This is a genomic window from Curtobacterium sp. MCLR17_044 (genome assembly GCF_003234435.1).
Lineage (GTDB): Bacteria > Actinomycetota > Actinomycetes > Actinomycetales > Microbacteriaceae > Curtobacterium > Curtobacterium flaccumfaciens.
The window spans coordinates 1-15478 of sequence record NZ_QKTC01000008.1 but is presented as its reverse complement, the minus strand read 5'-3'; the positions used below and the strand labels follow the sequence as shown (position 1 = coordinate 15478).

The following is a 15478-nucleotide window of genomic DNA, read 5'->3' as shown; positions in this document are numbered from 1 at the left end:
CGAGGCAAGCTACTTCTCCTTCACAAGGAGTTGCCGGAGCGCCGCCTCGTACCCCTCGGAGACGCTCCGCCACGAGTAGCGACGACGGGCTCGTTCCGTGCCAAGTGCGCTCATGCGCGCCTGCTCCTCCGGATCACGGAGGACCGAGGAGATGGCCGAGGCTATCTCGCTGGGCTCGGCTGCGACGAACGCGTGGTGGTCCGCACCGAGCACCTCGCGGTTGTAGACGGTGTCCAGAGCAACAGTCGGAGCCCCCAGTGCCATTGCCTGCACGAGTGCGGGGTTGGTCCCACCCACGCTGTGCCCGTGGAAGTAGACGCCTGCATGCTCCCACAGCGCATGCAGCAGACGGTCGTCGGACAAGTGGCCGAGCCACCGAACCTTCTCGCTGCCGTCGGCCAGTTCACGGGCACGCTCGTCCAGCTCACCGCCGTATCCACTCGAACCGACGATCACGATGTCGTACTCGCTAGCGAGCGCCTCGGCAGCTTCCAGGAACTCTGCGATCGTGTTCTCGGGGACGAATCGGGCGACGACGAGCACGTACTGCCGGCGCTGGAGACCCAACGGAACATCGAAGCCTGCGTCGAGGTCACCCCCGTACGGGATGAACACGCTCTCGCGCCCGAACTTCTTGCGCCAGTAGTCGCCGATCGCCTCAGCGTCGACGACGATCGTGTCGGCGAACTTGGCGGTCAGCCAAGCACCAGTCCGGAAGACCGCCCGTGCCAGCTTCCCCCACTTCGCGCGCTCCCACTCGATGCCGTCGACGTTGACGACGGTCCTGACTCCGCGCAACCGGAGGAGCGGGAGCCAGAACCCGTTGGCCACGTTCATGACCAGGGCAACATCAGTACCGCGCACGATCGCGTCCACCGACGAGGTGAAGCCGTACGTGAGCGTGCTCAAGGCCTTCGACTCGATCCCCCGAGTCTGCCGAACTGTCACTCGAGGGTCTCGTTTCGGATCGTCGTTCTGTGCCCCGTTCCTGCCGTAGACCGTCACGTCCCAGCCCGCGTCAGCGAGGGAAGGAACCAGCCGTCTCACGGCAGTCTCGAACCCTCCGTAGTAGCTCGGGTATCCGCGCGTGCCGATGACGGCCGCCCGGGGCCGTCTCGAGTTCTTGCGGCTCAATATGCACCCTTGTTCGCAACGACAGCGCGGATCGTCTTCCAGAGGATCAACACGTCTCCGACGATCGACCAGTTCTCCACGTAGTACAGATCAAGCCGCACGGAATCTTCCCACGACAGGTCGGATCGGCCGCTCACCTGCCACAGGCCGGTCATGCCGGGCTTCACCAGGAACCGACGGTGGACGTGGGTGTCGTAGCGGGCGACCTCACGTGCGAGCGGCGGTCGGGGTCCGACGAGGGACATGCTGCCGGCCAGGACGTTGAACAGCTGCGGCACCTCGTCCAGGCTGTAGCGGCGCATGAACCCGCCGACCCGGGTGACCCGTGGGTCGTTCCGCATCTTGAACAGGACGTCGTTGCCCTCGGCCCGGTCGAGTGCGCTGAGCTCCTGCAGGCGTTCCTCGGCGTCGACGACCATCGAGCGGAACTTGATCATCCGGAAGGTGCTGCCGTTCAGGCCGACGCGCTCCTGCCGGAAGAACACCGGACCGGTCGAGGTGGTCTTCACCAGCACGGCGAGCACGAGCAGCAGCGGCGACAGGACGACGACGAGCAGTCCTGCACCGATCAGGTCGAAGGCGCGCTTCGTGTAGAGCTTGCGCCCCGAGTACGTCGGCGTCTCGACGTGGATGAGCGGCAGGCCCTGCACCGGCCGGGTGTGGATGCGGGGGCCACCGATGTCGGTCAGGCTCGGCGCGACCACCAGGTGCTGCCGGCCCGGCTCGAGCGACCAGCTGAGTTCGCGGACGCGCTCCGGCGGCAGGTCGTCGGAACTGGTGATCACGACGGTGTCGGCGCCGGTCTCGCGCAGCGCGGAGCCGACGTCGTCGAAGCCGCCGTGGCTCTGGATGGTCGAACCCGTCAGCAGACCGCGGTGGTTCGTCGACACGACCGCCCCGACCACGCGGTAGCCGGCTTCGGGGGAACGAGCGAGTTCGCGGCCGATGTGCAGCACGCTGGCCGGAGACCCGACGAGCAGCACGGTCGCCGAGTACGCGCCCTGCTGACGCTGCGCTACGAGCCACTGCCGCCAGATCCACCGCGACAGCAGGAGGACGAGGATCCCGATCGGGAACGCGATGAGCACGTAGCCGCGGGCCAGGTCGACGTGCAGCAGGAACGCCGCGATCGCGAGCAGGCCGAACACGCGGACGCTGGAGTCCGCGACCAGGCGGTACTCGGTGCTGCCGACGCCGATCACCCGCGCACCGCGGGTGTCGTACAGGGCGAGTGCGCTCATCCACACGACGATCACGACGATGGAGATCGCGGAGTAGCTCAGCCGCAGGTCGGCGGTGTTGGTCGCCAGGTTCGACTCGAGCCCGAGCCAGGCGATCTGCACACCGAAGACCACCCAGATCAGGGCCAGCAGGTCGGTGAAGAGCACACGGCGCGAGTACGTGCGGCTCCACTCGTCGGTGGCGCCGACGGCGCGCGGTGCGCGGAGCGCATCCGCCGTCACGACGACGACCCGGTCACCACGTCGCGCCACCGTCCGACGAGACCCGGACGGTCGTGCCGTCCCACAGCCACACGTCCTGGCCGGCACGGTCGATGGTGACCGTGTCGTCGGTGTCGGCGCCGTCGGCACAGCCGATCGGTGTGGTGGACGACGAGGGCGTCACGTCCGACGCGGACATGGTCTCGATCTGCACGCCGTCGCACGCTGCTGCACCGACGCGGGCGAGCGTGTAGTTGCCACCGTCGACGCCGATCGAACGGACGCCGCCCATCGGCACGTCGACCCAGGCGGCATCGCCGGTGCGCCACTCGAGCTGGCCGTCGCAGATGACGACCGCGGTCTTCTCACCCTGGAACGCGTCGATCGGGTCGCCGCACGGCGCCTGCTCCGTCCCGCTCGCGAGCACGACACCGTCGGTGCTGATGCCGGCGCCGGCGGCGCCGGGCGCCCCGGCTTCCCACGTCACCCCGGCGTCGGTGCTGGTCCGCGCCGTCGTGGTGCAGTCGTCGCCGACACCCACCAGGACCGAGAGCTCCGCACTGGAGGCCCGGATCGCCATGAGCGATCCGACATCCGTCCCGAGTCCCACCGGGACCCACGTCGCCCCGCCGTCCACGGAGTGTTCCAGCACCGGCCGCGGGCCGCCGCACGACCCACCGGACGCGCGCCACGCCTCCTGGCCGTCGACCGCTGCCAGCAGGCGGCGACCCTGCTGCTTGGTGGAGGCGGCGTCTGCGTCGGCAGACGCACTCGGTCGCGGTGTCTCGCGCCGGTCGGGCGTTCCCGAGAAGGTGGGGATCGGGCCGGCGGGTCCGTTCTCCTCGGGCGCCGTCCGGCCCAGGGCGAGCGCGACGAGCACGACGTCGACGACGATCAGCGCCACCACCACGACGGCCACCAGGATGAACGTGGTCCGGGGCAGTGCGCGGCCGAGGCTTCGGGTTCCCCGGCGATTCTTCATCTGATCCGCCCCGTTCAGCGTCCGGCGCGGCGGAGCACGCCCAGCTTCTTGCCGGAACGCTTCGGCGGGTGCGTCGACGTGGTCACGGTGTTGTCGTCCTCGTCGTGGCCGTAGCTGTAGCCGTAGCCGTAGCGGCCGTGGCCGTAGGCGCCCGGGCCCTTCAGCGGCATCTTCGTCAGGACGAAGCCGGAGACCGGGGCCCCGACGTTCTCGAGGGTGGCGACGGCCGCGGCGAGCTGGCCCTTCAGCGTCTGTCCCGAGGCGACCGCGACGATCGCACCGGAGGCCTTCTTGGCCAGGATCGCCGCGTCGGTGACGGGCAGCAACGGCGGGGCGTCGAACAGGACGTAGTCGAACTGCTGCTCGAGCAGGTCGATCAGGTCCTGCATCGCTCGCGAGCCGAGCAACTCGGACGGGTTCGGCGGGATCTGACCCGCGGGCAGGACGACGAGCTTGCCGCGGCCCCAGGGGTGGGCCACGTCCTCCAGGTCGGCGCGGCCGATCAGCACGTCGGTCAGACCGGCGTTGCTCTCGACGTCCATGTACTCGGCGACACGGGGGCGGCGCAGGTCGGCGTCGATCAGGATGACGCGGAACCCGGCGCTGTCCAGGGCGATCGCGAGGTTCGCGACGGTGGTGCTCTTGCCCTCGGACTGCATCGACGACGTCATGACGAAGGTGCGGGCACCGGTTCCGATGTCGAGGAACTGCAGGTTGGTGCGGAGCGTGCGGAAGGACTCGGCACGGGGGCTGCGCGGGTCCACCTGCACGATGAGCGGACGTTCGGCGGCCTTGGCGTCGAAGGCGATCCCGCCGACGACCGGCTTGTCGCTGATCTTCTCGACGTCGAGTTCGGTGCGGATCCGGTTGTCCAGGGTCTGGCGCAGCACGGCGATGCCGATGCCCAGGGCGAGCCCGACGAGCAGACCGAGCGCCACGTTGACGGGCACGTTCGGGCTGACCGGGACGCTCGGCACGTCGGCCTGCTTCACGCGGGTGAGCTTGACCGTGCTCTTGCCGCTCGCGTCGGTGGCCTCGATGTCCTGCACGACGTTGGTCAGGCTCTGCGAGGTCGCGTTCGCGATGTCGGCGGCCTGCACCGGGTCGGTGCCCTCCACCGAGATGGAGATGAGCGTCGTGCTCGTCGGCGCCGTCGCCGACACCATCGTCGCGAGCTGGTCCGCGTTCATGTCGAGCTTGAGCGACGAGATGACCGGCAGCAGCACGATCGGCGTCGACACCAGGTTCGAGTACGTCAGCACCCGCTGCTGGGTGAACGTGTTGCCCTGCGCCAGGTCACTGGCGCTGCCGGACGTCTCCGTGGAGACGAAGACCTGCGCCGATGCCGAGTAGACCGGCTTCTTCAGCAGGGAGAACCCTGCGGCTGCGGCCACTCCCACCAGGGCGAGTACGACGATCAGCACCCATCCCTTGCGGAGCACCGTGATGTAGTCGCGGAGTTCCACGCCTTTGCCTTCCCCGATCATGGCCGTCCCCGTGGTCCCGACACAGGCACGCCGGGGTACTCCCAGCGCACGGCATACAAATAGTGCCACAGGAACGAGTACTGCTCGGGGGAAGTCGCCATCCGCCGCGCGGTGTCCTCTACGGTGGCCCCATGCGCTCCGAGACGGCCCAGACCACCACCGAGCCCAGCGTGCGGCGACAGCGGGACCTCATCGTCATCCTCGTCGCGCTCGGCGTCGCCGTGATCCTGACCCGGATCGTCGGACAGGTCACCCGGACTGGGGGCATCCCCTCGCCGGTCCTGCAGGTGCTCGCCGCGGACGTAGCCGTGTGGGTGCCGCTCGTCGTCGCGGCAGCCGTGGTGCTCCGTCGGACCCCGCGATCGGCCATGGTGTCGCGGCTGCGACTCGACCTGGGGATCGTGGTCTTCGCGATCGGCATCGTGATCGTGTGCCGCGCGGTGGACGTCGTCATGTCACTCGCGTTCACGGGGACGACCGGGCTGGTGCCCGCGCCGTCCCTCGGCACGCCCGACGTCGGGCTGCTGCTCGTGTCGGCGATCGGCATCGTCGTCGTGAGCCCGATGCTCGAGGAAGTGGTGTTCCGCGGGCTGTTCCAGCGCCGGCTCGCCGCCGAGCTCACACCCCGCACCCGGTTCCTCGCGGTGCTGGTCACGGCGTTCCTGTTCGCGCTGCTCCACCTGCTGCTCGGTGCGGGTGGCACGTCGCTCGGCGGGTTCCAGGTGTTCGTGACCACGTTCCTGCTCGGCCTGCTCACCGGCACGCTCGTCGCGATGACCGACCGCATCGGCGGCGCGATCCTGGCGCACGTGCTGTTCAACGCGGTCGCGGTCGTCGCCACCTGGCCGCGCTGAGCGGCCAGGGCTGCGTCCCCAGATGGGGTCAGGGGCGGTCGCTCGGCAGCGCGGACCACTAGCCTGCACTGAGCATGACTCGCCCAACCAGCATCGTCGACAACCCTCTCGTCCGTCAGGCTCCGATCAGCGGCCTGTTGGCGCTGTCGGCGTTCCTGAGCGTCGTGATGCCGACGCTGCCGATCACCCAGCACCACCTGTTCGTCGCGAGTGTGGTGGGCGTCGTGGTCGCGACGCTGATGAGCGCGATCCCCGCACTCGTGCGCCGCGCGGCCTGGGTGGTGCCGGTCCTGCTCACCGTCGACTTCCTGACGATCGCGCTGCTGCGCACCGGGACGGGCTCCGGCTCCTCGCTGTTCACGGCGATCGTGGTGCTCCCCGTGGTCTGGTGGGCGTCGCTCGAGGGCCGTCGCACCGTGCTCTTCGCGATCGCGGGCATCGTGGTCGTGATCCTCGCCCCCTACGTCCTGACCCCGTCCGACGCGCCCGGCGCGGGTGAACTCGTCCGTCTGGGCATCCTCGTCGTCGTGTTCGGCACCGTCGCCGTCGTCGTGCACGAGCTCTCCCGCCGGGCCCGACGGAGTCTGCGGTCCGCCGAGGCACGTGAGGGCAAGGTCCGCGCCGAGATCGACCGGGCAGCCGCGGTGCAGCGGTCCCTGCTCCCGACGACGACCGGCCGCATCACCGAGGACGTCGTCGTCGCGGGTGCCTGCCTGCCGGCCCGGAGCGTCGGCGGGGACTTCTTCGACTGGTACCCGACGCCGACCGGCGTGGCAGTGAGCCTCGGTGACGTCATGGGCAAGGGCGTCGGTGCCGGGCTGATCGCGGCCGCGGTGCGCGCGACACTGCGCAGCGCCCGGACCGTCGAGGACCCCGGCGAGGCGCTGAAGCGGGCCTCCGACGGGCTGACCGCAGAGGGTGTCGGACCCGACCTCGCCTTCACCACGCTGTTCCACGCCCGGATCTCCGACGACGGCACCCTCCAGTGGGCCGATGCCGGGCACGGGCTGAGCTTCGTCCTGCGGGCCGACGGACACGTCGACCGGCTGCGCTCCGGCGACATGCCGCTCGGGCTCGGCATCCGCGAGGAGTGGGCGACTTCCGACGGCACCCTCGAACCGGGCGACCTGCTCGTCTCGTTCAGCGACGGCGTTCTCGACCTGTACGACGACCTGGACGACACGATCGAGTCCGTCGCCGCGATCGCCCGCGCCGGCCGCGATCCCCATGCGGTCGTCCTCGCGCTGTCGGCCCGCGCCGACGAGGTGCCGCACGACGACGACGTCACGGTGATCGCGATCCGCCGGCAGCCGGTCGAGGTGGACACCGAGCGACCGCTCGCGATGCACGCCGACTGACGGCGCGGAACGAGCGACCGGCGACCAGTGGGGAATGCACGGTCGTCTCGCGGCGATTGGTACGCGCCGCCGCTCGAACCCGAATCGTGCGGCGACGCGTGCAGACGGTGAGCGTCTGCCCTCGGACGCCCTAGCGTCCTCGGTCTGTGAGGGCGGCCCGATGAGCCGCCCGGAGGGTCAACCGACCCGGGCGAGGTCCCAGACGGGCGGCACGTACGCGCGGGACCAGCCCTCGCGCAGGCGCGTCACGGCGCGGTCGAAGGCCTCGAGCAGGTCCATCTCCGGTCGCACCATGGACTGCAGCTGCAGCCCCTCGTAGGTCGCGAGCAGCTGCTCCGAGCCGCGGGCCGGTTCCATCGTGCTCGGCTCGCGCCCGAGCAGCACGTCGCGCTCCAGGGCGTGCTGCACGAAGGCGTGGAACCGTCGCCACCGGGCGTGCAGCATCGGCGCGAGCGGGTGCTCGGGCGATGCCGCGATGTTCAGCGTCGCCGTCAGGAACCGCATGAGCGACGGGTCGGCCACGTTCGCGGTGACGATCGCGCGCAGGAACCGGATGGTGCCGTGCTGCTCGGCCAGGGGCATGAGCGGCACGGTGCGGTCCTCGTTCCACCGGTCGATGGTCGCGAGCAGCAGGCCGTCCCAGCTCGGGAACGTCCGGCCGACGACGTCGGTGTCCACTCTGGCCGCAGCCGCGACGACCTCGGGGGTCACCTCGTGCAGCGGACGGGAACGCAGCGCCGTGATCATCCCGTGGATGACCTCACCCCGCAGGGCGGGGTCGTCGGGGGTGGTCACCGGCGGCGTTTCGATGTGCATGCATACACTGCACCAGCCAGACGCGTCGGTGCACAGTCCCCCGAACGGGAACGCGCGTTCCCCGGACAGCGACCGGATCGTGTAGCACGGGGAACGATCTGTCTGTCCGCGGAGCGCGAGCCGTGCGGCCCCCCAGACCTGGGGGACGATGACATGTCACGGAACTTCTAGGGTGGTGAAGTTCGCACCCGAAACGAAAGCTCACGTTGCCTCACCACCAGCGCTCCTCCCGCCTGCCCTTCATCGCCGCAGCCGCATCCGTCGCCGTCTTCGCTGGCACCCTGCTCGCCGCAGTCCCGAACACCGCGACCGCCGTGGAGGGAACCGGGACGAGCGCCCCCGCCCCCGCGCCGACCGACGTTCCGGCACCGTCCCCGACCACGGAGCCGACGAGCCAGCCGAGCCAGCCGAGCGAGCCCACGCCCGTTCCGACCAGCGCCCCGACGCCGAGCACCGCCCCGACGGCCACGCCGAAACCGGTGCCGACCCCGACGCCCGCGCCGACACCGAGCAAGCTGACGTTCACCTACGCCGGCGACTCGCTCACGGCCATGGACGCCTCGTGGATGCGGCAGATGAAGGACCCGACGATGGCCAACGTCGGAGGCACCTCGATCGGAGGAGCCACCTCGACGCGGATCCTCGAACGGAGCTCGGCGCACGATGCCGACGTCCTCGTCGTGATGGCCGGCACGAACGACCTGCGCTACGGGTACAGCACGAAGTCGATCCTGAACAACATCGACAAGATCACGAAGAAGGTCGGCGCGCGCCACGTCGTCATCGCCGCGATCGCCCCGTCCAACATCACGAACTACAGCAAGAAGCACATCGACCGTCGCAAGCAGGGCGAGATCCTGAACCGCGACCTGCAGAACCACGCGCTCACCCGCGGCTGGATGTTCGTCGACCCGTGGGCAGCCGACCGCCGGCTCGACGGCGGCTGGCCGTCCTCGCGCACCTACGACGGCGTCCACCCGACGGTCGCGATGTCCAAGAAGGTGTCGGTCCGGATGCAGCAGGCGATCCACATCGCCGCCGAGGGCGCCAAGGGCGCTGCGGGCTAGCCCCCGGTCTCGTCGTGAGCCATACTCGCCCCATGCAGTGGGGACGGATCGCACCGGTCGTGGCACTCGTCGTGGTGCTCGGCGGCACCCTGGCGGGCTGCGCCCCCGGAGTCGGCGGCGGGACCAGCGCCCCCACGAACCCGAGCAACGACGACAACGTGCAGAGCACCGGGTGCACCGACTACGTCCAGCTGAAGACCCCGGCCGAACGCCGCGACGCCGCTGAACTCGTCGTCGACGCCGACGTCACCACGACCGATCGCACCGTGGAACCGCAGGGCATCTACGAGGTGTACGAGGCGACGGTCACCGACGTCACGAAGGGCGACGCCGTCGCTCCCGGCGACACGATCCAGGTCATCAGCACGTCGGACCAGTGCGAGACGAGCGGCGAACCGGTCGAGTACTCCTCGGGCGACCCCCTCGCCGACGAGGGCGCCTTCCGCCTGTACCTCTCCCACGACGGAGACGACGACGTCTGGAAGCTCGTCGTCCCCGGCGCCGCGGAGCCGCAGCCCGCCGGCTGACGCCGCAGCCCGCCGGCTGACTCCGGGCCCGCTACGGCTGCTCCGGCACCGTCACGATCCGGTTCTGGTACGCCCACACGACGGCCTGCAGCCGCGACCGCACCCCGAGCTTCGGCAGCATCCGCGCCAGGTGCGACTTGACGGTGGAGACCTCGAGCACCAGGGCTGCGGCGATCTCCTCGTTCGACATCCCCTGCGCCAGCAGCAGGAGCACCTCGCGCTCGCGGGCGGTCAGCACGCCGTCGGCCCGGTCGCCGGACACCGGCTGCAGGCTCCGCCGCGACACGAACTCCCGCAGCACCCGCCGGGTCAGGGCCTGGTCGAGCGTGCCGTTGCCGGCGGCGACCTGCCGCACGGCATCGACGATCGTGTCCGGCTCGGCGTCCTTGAGCAGGAACCCGGAGGCACCGGCCTCGAGCGCCCCGAACACGTAGTCGTCCAGGTCGAACGTCGTCAGCATGAGCGCGGGGATCGCCGGATCGGCGTCCGGGGCGCAGAAGACCCGGGCGAGTTCGATGCCGTTCATCACCGGCATCCGGATGTCCAGGCAGGCGACGTCGGGTCGCGTCTCGCGCGCCAGCGCGAGCGCCTCGCCGCCGTCGGCGGCCACGCCGACCACCTCGATGTCCGGCTCCGCACCGAGGAGCGCGGACACCCCGGCGCGGACCAGGGGCTGGTCGTCCGCGACCAGCACGCGGATCACGCGACCACCCCGGTTCCGTCGGCGGCCTGCGCGGGTGCGGGAGGTGCCTCCCGGCCGAGCGCCAGCTCCACCAGCCATCCGCCGGTCGCGGTCGGGCCGGTCTGGAGGCGCGCCCCGACCAGGTCTGCCCGCTCGCGCATCCCCCGCAGGCCGTTGCCGCCCGAGGGAGAGGTCCCCGCTGTCGGCACGGTGGCCGCTGCGTTCTCCACCCGGATCACCACCCGGGTCGCGTCGCGGTCGTCGATGGTGACGGTGCACGGGGCGGACGGGGCGTGCAGGGCGGCGTTGGCCAGTGCCTCCTGGACGGTGCGGTAGGCGGCGAGCTGCGCGAGCGGGCCGACGCCGTCGGCCAGCGGGCGGTCCCCCGGCAGCACGTCGAGCCGGACGTCGCTGCGGAACCGGGCGCGTTCGGCCAGGTCGACGATCCCGGCGACCGTCTCGACGGCGCGCTCGGCAGGGGCGTCGTCGCGGAGCAGGCCGACCAGGCGGCGGAGGTCCTCGAGCACGGCGGTGCTCTGCTCCCGGACCTGGCGGGCGCCCTCGTGGGCACGCTCCGGGTCCGCGTCGATCTGCCGGTCGATGACGGCGGCCATCAGCGCGATGCCGGACAGGTGGTGGGCGGCGATGTCGTGGAGCTCACGGGCCATCGCGGCACGTTCACGGGACACCGCGGCGTCGACCAGGGCATCCTGCTCCCGGTTCACGGCGCTGGCCTCGGCGGTGCGGGCGACACGGACCTCGCGGCGGGACTGCACGAGCAGGGTGACCAGCAGGGGCAGGCCGACCGCGCCGATCGCCTGCAGCACGCCCTGCCCGAGCGAGCCGGACACGGCGGCCGTGGTGTCACCGGCGACGGCGGCCAACACCGCGCTGCCGGCGGCGACCAGTGCGCCGGCGACCAGGAGCGTCGGCCACAGGCGGGCCAGCGGGACGCGGAGTGCGGCGAGGACGACGGCGACGACCACGGGCAGTGCGGTGAGGCCGAACAGGTCGGACGACTGCGGGGCGAGCGCCGCGACCACCACCGGCAGGGCGGCGACCGCGATCAGGACGGTGCGCGGTGCCCGGTGGGCGGCGAGCAGGGCGGCCGACTGGGCCAGCAGGCCGAGGGCGAGCACGGTCCACGCCAGGGTGAACGGCGCGGGGACCCGCATCGCCAGGGCGGGGCCGTCCGGCTCGAGGGCGTCCAGGGGCGGCAGGCCGAGCAGCAGCCCGAGTGCGACGACGGCCGTGCCGAGGGCGACGAAGACGTCGACGCGGCGGGCGCGCTGCTCGGGCTGGGCCGATCGCGCGGGCTGCGCTGCCGGCTCGCGCTGCGCTGCCGGCTCGGCCGGTGCGCGCAGCGCGTCGTGCTCAGCGGGTGCCATCGTTGGATCCTACGAGGCGGGCGTGGGTGGGGACCGGTGCGTCGAGGGGCAGGGCGCGTCGGGCCGGGTCGTAGCCCAGGCGGCCACGGGTCACGGCGAGCAGCACCGCGGCGGCGATCGTCGACATGATCGTCAGGCCGATCATCAGCGTGCCGGCGGTCATGCTCGGGTACATCTCCGGGAACAGCGTCGAGATCGTGTTGTTCACGCCGACGTGCAGCAGCAGGGCCAGGGGCAGGCTCTCGTGGGTCTTGTTGAAGACCTGGATCATCACGACGTTGAAGGTGATGGTGAACAGGGCGAACACGACGGGCTCGCTCCAGTGCGCGTTCGGCCAGCCGCCCCAGTCGCTGAAGTACAGCGGCATGTGCCAGAGCGCCCAGATCGGACCGAGGATCGCGGCGGCGCCGAGGCCCCCGAAGCGGTGCTGCAGGCGGGGCAGGGCGAAGTCGCGCCAGCCGGGCTCCTCGCTCAGGCCGGTCGAGAACAGCTGGATGATCAGTCCGGGCACGAGCATGGCGAAGGCCAGGGCCGAGGGGGCCCGCACGTCACCACCGGCGAACGGCAGCGCGGACACGACGATCAGGGCCGGCACGACGACGAGCGCCAGCGCGTACCAGTACCAGGCGACCCGCCAGCGGAAGAGCCGTCCCACCCAGCGGCGGAGCCCCGCGCGACCGTCGGCGACGGCGGTGACGATGAACGCGCTGCCCAACGGGCCGAGGAGCGCCCCGGGCAGGACGCCCGTGAACTGAGCGCTGCCCAGGACCTCGGGGAAGTGGATGTCCCACACGCCCATGCCGTGCGGCGACAGGATGTACGGCACCCACGCGAGCCAGCTCAGGCCGAGTGCCATGGTGAAGAAGGACACGAGCGGGTGCCGGGCGATGAGGCCGCGGACACCCCCTCGGTCGCGGGCTGCGGTGCCGGCGGTGGGCCGGACTTCGGTGGTGTTCGTCATGCACACGACGCTAGGAAACGGGGCGCTCGGGGACGACCGGCTTCGGGATGCACCTGCGGGAGTTCCATCGAAGGATGCAAGCGCGCTGCGGGTGGGTTCGGCACTCCTGAACACGCCGTCGTCATCGCTCGACGACGGCGTCTTCCGAACCGACTCGGCCCGCAGGATGCCGGCGTCTCGCGGGTCCGGTCAGGCAGCGCGCTGTGCGGCCACGTGGGCCAGGACGACGGGGTCCTCGCAGCCGCGGGCGAACCCCAGGATGCGCCGGTCGATGTCCCGCTGCAGCACGAGCACGCCGATGCGCTCGGCGATCGGCGCGAGCCACTTCGGCCTGCAGGTGAAGTTGTAGCGCCAGACCGCGAGGGTGTGCCCGGGCTGCCCCTCGGCCGCCGTGAAGCGCCATCCTCCGCCCATGCGCTCGAAGAACCACGAGCCCTTCGTCATCTTCATCCCCACGTTCGAGGGCGGGTGGTACGAGACGTACTCGCTCTCCATCGCCAACCCGAACCGTTGCACCGTGTACGTGCGGACGCCCTTCGCCGGCACGGTCGCACCGTCCATCAGGTGCTGGCGGCGGATGAAGGGGTCCCACCGCTTCCGGATCGCTCCCTGCGTCTGCGAGACGGCGAAGGCCACGTCGGGCTCGACCGGGATGACGCAGCGGGACTCGACGACGGGCATGAGTCATCCTCGCACGTGGCGGTCGCGCGGGCCTCCCCCAGACGGCGGACGCCAGGCCCGGTGCCGACCGGCACCGGGCCTGGCGTCCCGCGCTCCCGCGGGCCTGCGGTGGTCAGCGCACGCGCCGTCGACGCCGCAGCGCCACCATCGCGGTACCCGCACCGAGCAGGAGCACCGCCGCGATGAGGCCCGGCAGGAGCGAGGCACCGGTGAACGCGAGGTCTCCGCTGCCCGTCCCGATGCCGCTCGTACCGCTCGTACCGGCCGGGCTCGTGCCGTCCGGCGTCAGGGCACCGGGAGCCGCTTCGTTGCCCGGGCCTCCGGCTGCGCTGCCGCCGCCCTGCCCGCCATTCCCGCCGTTCGCGGGCGGATCGACCTTTGCCGTGGTGACCACCGCTGCCGACACGTCGGCTGCCAACCCGGCGGGGTCGCTCAGGTGCAGCGCGGTGACGGTCCGGTCCCGCCCGCGGGTCCGCTGCTCGTTGAGCACGACCTTCCCCAGCCCGCCGGGCAGGGCGATCCGGGTGTTCGCCCGGATCGTGCCCGCCGGGATGGTGGTGCCCGCGATCCGCCCACCCGCGGTCGTCACGGTGGCACCGCCGTGGGTCACCCGGACACGGACGTCACGGAGCTCGCCGGCGATGCTCGTGCCCGGGTAGAGGACGACCCGTTCGAGTCGGACCTCGCCGCGGTCACTCGCCGACCGCACCGTGACCCCGTCGACACGCAGCTGTCCGGTGGCGCCGTCCCCGACCTGGTCCGCCCGCTCGGTCACGGTGGTGCCGTCGGCGGCGGGCGCAACGACGGGTTGCGCCGGGACGTCGCTCGGTCCGGATGCCCGGAGCCCGAAGGCATGCCAGCGTGCGATGGCCGGGTCGTGCGGCTCCGGTGTCGGCGTGGTGCCGCCCCCGCCCGGGGTCGGGTCCGGGGCGGGCTGCGCCGCCGCCAACGTCACCTGGCCGAGCAGCACGTCGGGGTGCGTCCCGGTCAGGTCCTCGTAGCGGAGCGCCGTGAGCGTGACGGTCCCGTCCGGTTTCTCGGTCCGTTCGCCGAGGTGGACGCGGACCCGTTCGGTCCCGTCCGGGGCGAGCCCCGTGTACAGGTCGGTGGCGGTGTTGATCCACACCCCGTTCACGAACACGGCGTTCGACTCGTCGTCGAAGGAGACCGTCATCGTGCCGGCCGCCGTCACCTCGGCGTGCAATCCGTTCACGCGGAGTGCCGGCCAGCGGTAGGCGGCGACGGGGTCGGTGGCCTCGTCCGGGATCTGCTCGAAGTGCCCGACCGAGATGGTCGCGGTGTCGCCGTCGTCCCCGATCGCCGCCGTGACGTCGGTTGCCCGGGCGGGGTAGTCGGCGATCGCGTCGATGCGGGCGGCGGAACGGTGTTCCCCGGCACTGGTGACCCGCGGCTGCGGGGCGACCAGCGCCGTACCGTCCGTCCCCCGGACGCCCACCCCGAAGGCGGCGGTGACCCGAGCGTCCGTCGGGCTGCTCGCCCTCGCCGGGATCGTGACGGCGCCGAGCCGCACGTCGGGGTGCGCCCCCGTCAGGTCGCGGTAGTGCAGCGCGGTCAGGGTCGTGCTGCCGTCCGCGTGCACCGTGCGCTCCCCGAAGGCCACGCTGACCCGCTCCTTGCCGTCAGCGTCGACGCCGGTGTACAGGTCGGTGGCGGTGTTGATCCACACCCCGTTGACGAACACCGCGTTCGACTCGTTCGCGAAGTCCACGGTCATCGTCCCCTCTGGCGTGAGGTGGGCGTCGAGGCCGTACACGCGCAGCGCTGGCCAGCGGTACTCCGCGACCGGGTCCGAAGCCCGGTCGGGGATCTGCTCGAACGAGTCGAGGTGCACGTCCGAAGTACCGTCCGCCGCAGTCGAGACGGTGACCCCACGTGCGGTCGACGGGGAACCGTCGGCAGCGTCGACCCGGTCGGCGGTGCGCTTCGCGACGCCGGTCACCGTGGGCTGCCCGTCGATGAGCACGGTTCCGTCCGGGGCAGTCACCTGCACACCGCTGACGCTCCGGGTGGCCAGGGCGTCGCCGTGGGCCGGGGTCGGCTGCGGCGCGGGATCAGGCGTCGGAGCCGGGGTCGGGGTG

14 protein-coding genes are annotated in these 15478 nt (G+C 71.6%); 4 read left to right on the top strand and 10 right to left on the bottom strand.

Annotated elements, in window-relative coordinates; translation table 11 throughout:
- Window positions 1–9 precede the first annotated feature (9 nt).
- From DEJ04_RS06940 to DEJ04_RS06925, 4 genes are read right to left on the bottom strand one after another with little or no spacing between them, the layout of a single operon-like run.
- On the bottom strand, window positions 10–1134 hold the full coding sequence (locus DEJ04_RS06940; RefSeq protein WP_111046639.1) for a glycosyltransferase: 1125 nt from the start codon (window positions 1132–1134) through the stop codon (window positions 10–12).
- Entirely contained in the window at window positions 1131–2627 is a 1497-nt protein-coding gene (locus DEJ04_RS06935) for a sugar transferase (RefSeq protein ID WP_111046638.1), read from the bottom strand. Before DEJ04_RS06935 ends, DEJ04_RS06940 begins: the two co-directional genes overlap by 4 nt.
- Window positions 2611–3558, bottom strand: coding sequence for a hypothetical protein (locus tag DEJ04_RS06930; RefSeq protein ID WP_146248662.1), 948 nt, complete (start codon window positions 3556–3558; stop codon window positions 2611–2613). The genes DEJ04_RS06935 and DEJ04_RS06930 overlap by 17 nt, the downstream gene beginning before the upstream one ends.
- Before the next feature lie 14 nt (window positions 3559–3572).
- Complete coding sequence (locus tag DEJ04_RS06925; protein ID WP_110864273.1) at window positions 3573–5024, bottom strand: polysaccharide biosynthesis tyrosine autokinase; 1452 nt, start codon at window positions 5022–5024, stop codon at window positions 3573–3575.
- 152 nt (window positions 5025–5176) lie between these two features.
- Between DEJ04_RS06925 and DEJ04_RS06920 the strand changes: the two genes are divergently transcribed.
- Complete coding sequence (locus tag DEJ04_RS06920; protein WP_111046636.1) at window positions 5177–5899, top strand: type II CAAX prenyl endopeptidase Rce1 family protein; 723 nt, start codon at window positions 5177–5179, stop codon at window positions 5897–5899.
- Between the two features lie 74 nt (window positions 5900–5973).
- Window positions 5974–7257, top strand: a complete 1284-nt coding sequence (locus DEJ04_RS06915; protein ID WP_146248661.1) for a PP2C family protein-serine/threonine phosphatase — start codon at window positions 5974–5976, stop codon at window positions 7255–7257.
- Between the two features lie 177 nt (window positions 7258–7434).
- Here DEJ04_RS06915 and DEJ04_RS06910 read toward each other — a convergent pair whose 3' ends face one another.
- On the bottom strand, window positions 7435–8073 hold the full coding sequence (locus tag DEJ04_RS06910; protein WP_111053835.1) for a TetR/AcrR family transcriptional regulator: 639 nt from the start codon (window positions 8071–8073) through the stop codon (window positions 7435–7437).
- 206 nt (window positions 8074–8279) lie between these two features.
- Here DEJ04_RS06910 and DEJ04_RS06900 point away from each other — a divergent pair, with 206 nt between their 5' ends.
- Window positions 8280–9140, top strand: a complete 861-nt coding sequence (locus DEJ04_RS06900; protein WP_146248660.1) for a GDSL-type esterase/lipase family protein — start codon at window positions 8280–8282, stop codon at window positions 9138–9140.
- Between the two features lie 32 nt (window positions 9141–9172).
- Window positions 9173–9667 carry a hypothetical protein gene (locus tag DEJ04_RS06895; protein ID WP_111046632.1) on the top strand — a complete coding sequence of 165 codons (495 nt, stop codon included), beginning with the start codon at window positions 9173–9175 and terminating at the stop codon, window positions 9665–9667.
- Between the two features lie 31 nt (window positions 9668–9698).
- On the opposite strand, the gene DEJ04_RS06890 is transcribed toward DEJ04_RS06895, so the two are convergent.
- The 5 genes from DEJ04_RS06890 to DEJ04_RS18360 all read right to left on the bottom strand — a co-directional run.
- The gene (locus DEJ04_RS06890) at window positions 9699–10370 is read right to left on the bottom strand and encodes a response regulator transcription factor (RefSeq protein ID WP_111046631.1); all 672 of its coding nucleotides are present in this window, start codon (window positions 10368–10370) and stop codon (window positions 9699–9701) included.
- Entirely contained in the window at window positions 10367–11737 is a 1371-nt protein-coding gene (locus tag DEJ04_RS06885; protein WP_111046630.1) for a sensor histidine kinase, read from the bottom strand. The genes DEJ04_RS06890 and DEJ04_RS06885 overlap by 4 nt, the downstream gene beginning before the upstream one ends.
- Entirely contained in the window at window positions 11724–12698 is a 975-nt protein-coding gene (locus tag DEJ04_RS06880; protein WP_111046629.1) for a type II CAAX endopeptidase family protein, read from the bottom strand. The genes DEJ04_RS06885 and DEJ04_RS06880 overlap by 14 nt, the downstream gene beginning before the upstream one ends.
- A gap of 189 nt (window positions 12699–12887) precedes the next feature.
- On the bottom strand, window positions 12888–13379 hold the full coding sequence (locus DEJ04_RS06875; protein WP_111033706.1) for an SRPBCC family protein: 492 nt from the start codon (window positions 13377–13379) through the stop codon (window positions 12888–12890).
- A gap of 112 nt (window positions 13380–13491) precedes the next feature.
- A partial coding sequence (locus DEJ04_RS18360; protein ID WP_111046628.1) for a hypothetical protein occupies window positions 13492–15478 on the bottom strand: 1987 nt, incomplete at its 5' end.

Bases quoted from the DNA above. Each gene is read 5' to 3' on its own strand.
- DEJ04_RS06930 (WP_146248662.1), bottom strand. From the start codon at position 3,558: ATGAAGAATCGCCGGGGAACCCGAAGCCTCGGCCGCGCACTGCCCCGG.
- DEJ04_RS06920 (WP_111046636.1), top strand. From the start codon at position 5,177: ATGCGCTCCGAGACGGCCCAGACCACCACCGAGCCCAGCGTGCGGCGA.
- DEJ04_RS06915 (WP_146248661.1), top strand. From the start codon at position 5,974: ATGACTCGCCCAACCAGCATCGTCGACAACCCTCTCGTCCGTCAGGCT.
- DEJ04_RS06910 (WP_111053835.1), bottom strand. From the start codon at position 8,073: ATGCACATCGAAACGCCGCCGGTGACCACCCCCGACGACCCCGCCCTG.
- DEJ04_RS06895 (WP_111046632.1), top strand. From the start codon at position 9,173: ATGCAGTGGGGACGGATCGCACCGGTCGTGGCACTCGTCGTGGTGCTC.
- DEJ04_RS06885 (WP_111046630.1), bottom strand. From the start codon at position 11,737: ATGGCACCCGCTGAGCACGACGCGCTGCGCGCACCGGCCGAGCCGGCA.
- DEJ04_RS06880 (WP_111046629.1), bottom strand. From the start codon at position 12,698: ATGACGAACACCACCGAAGTCCGGCCCACCGCCGGCACCGCAGCCCGC.
- DEJ04_RS06875 (WP_111033706.1), bottom strand. From the start codon at position 13,379: ATGCCCGTCGTCGAGTCCCGCTGCGTCATCCCGGTCGAGCCCGACGTG.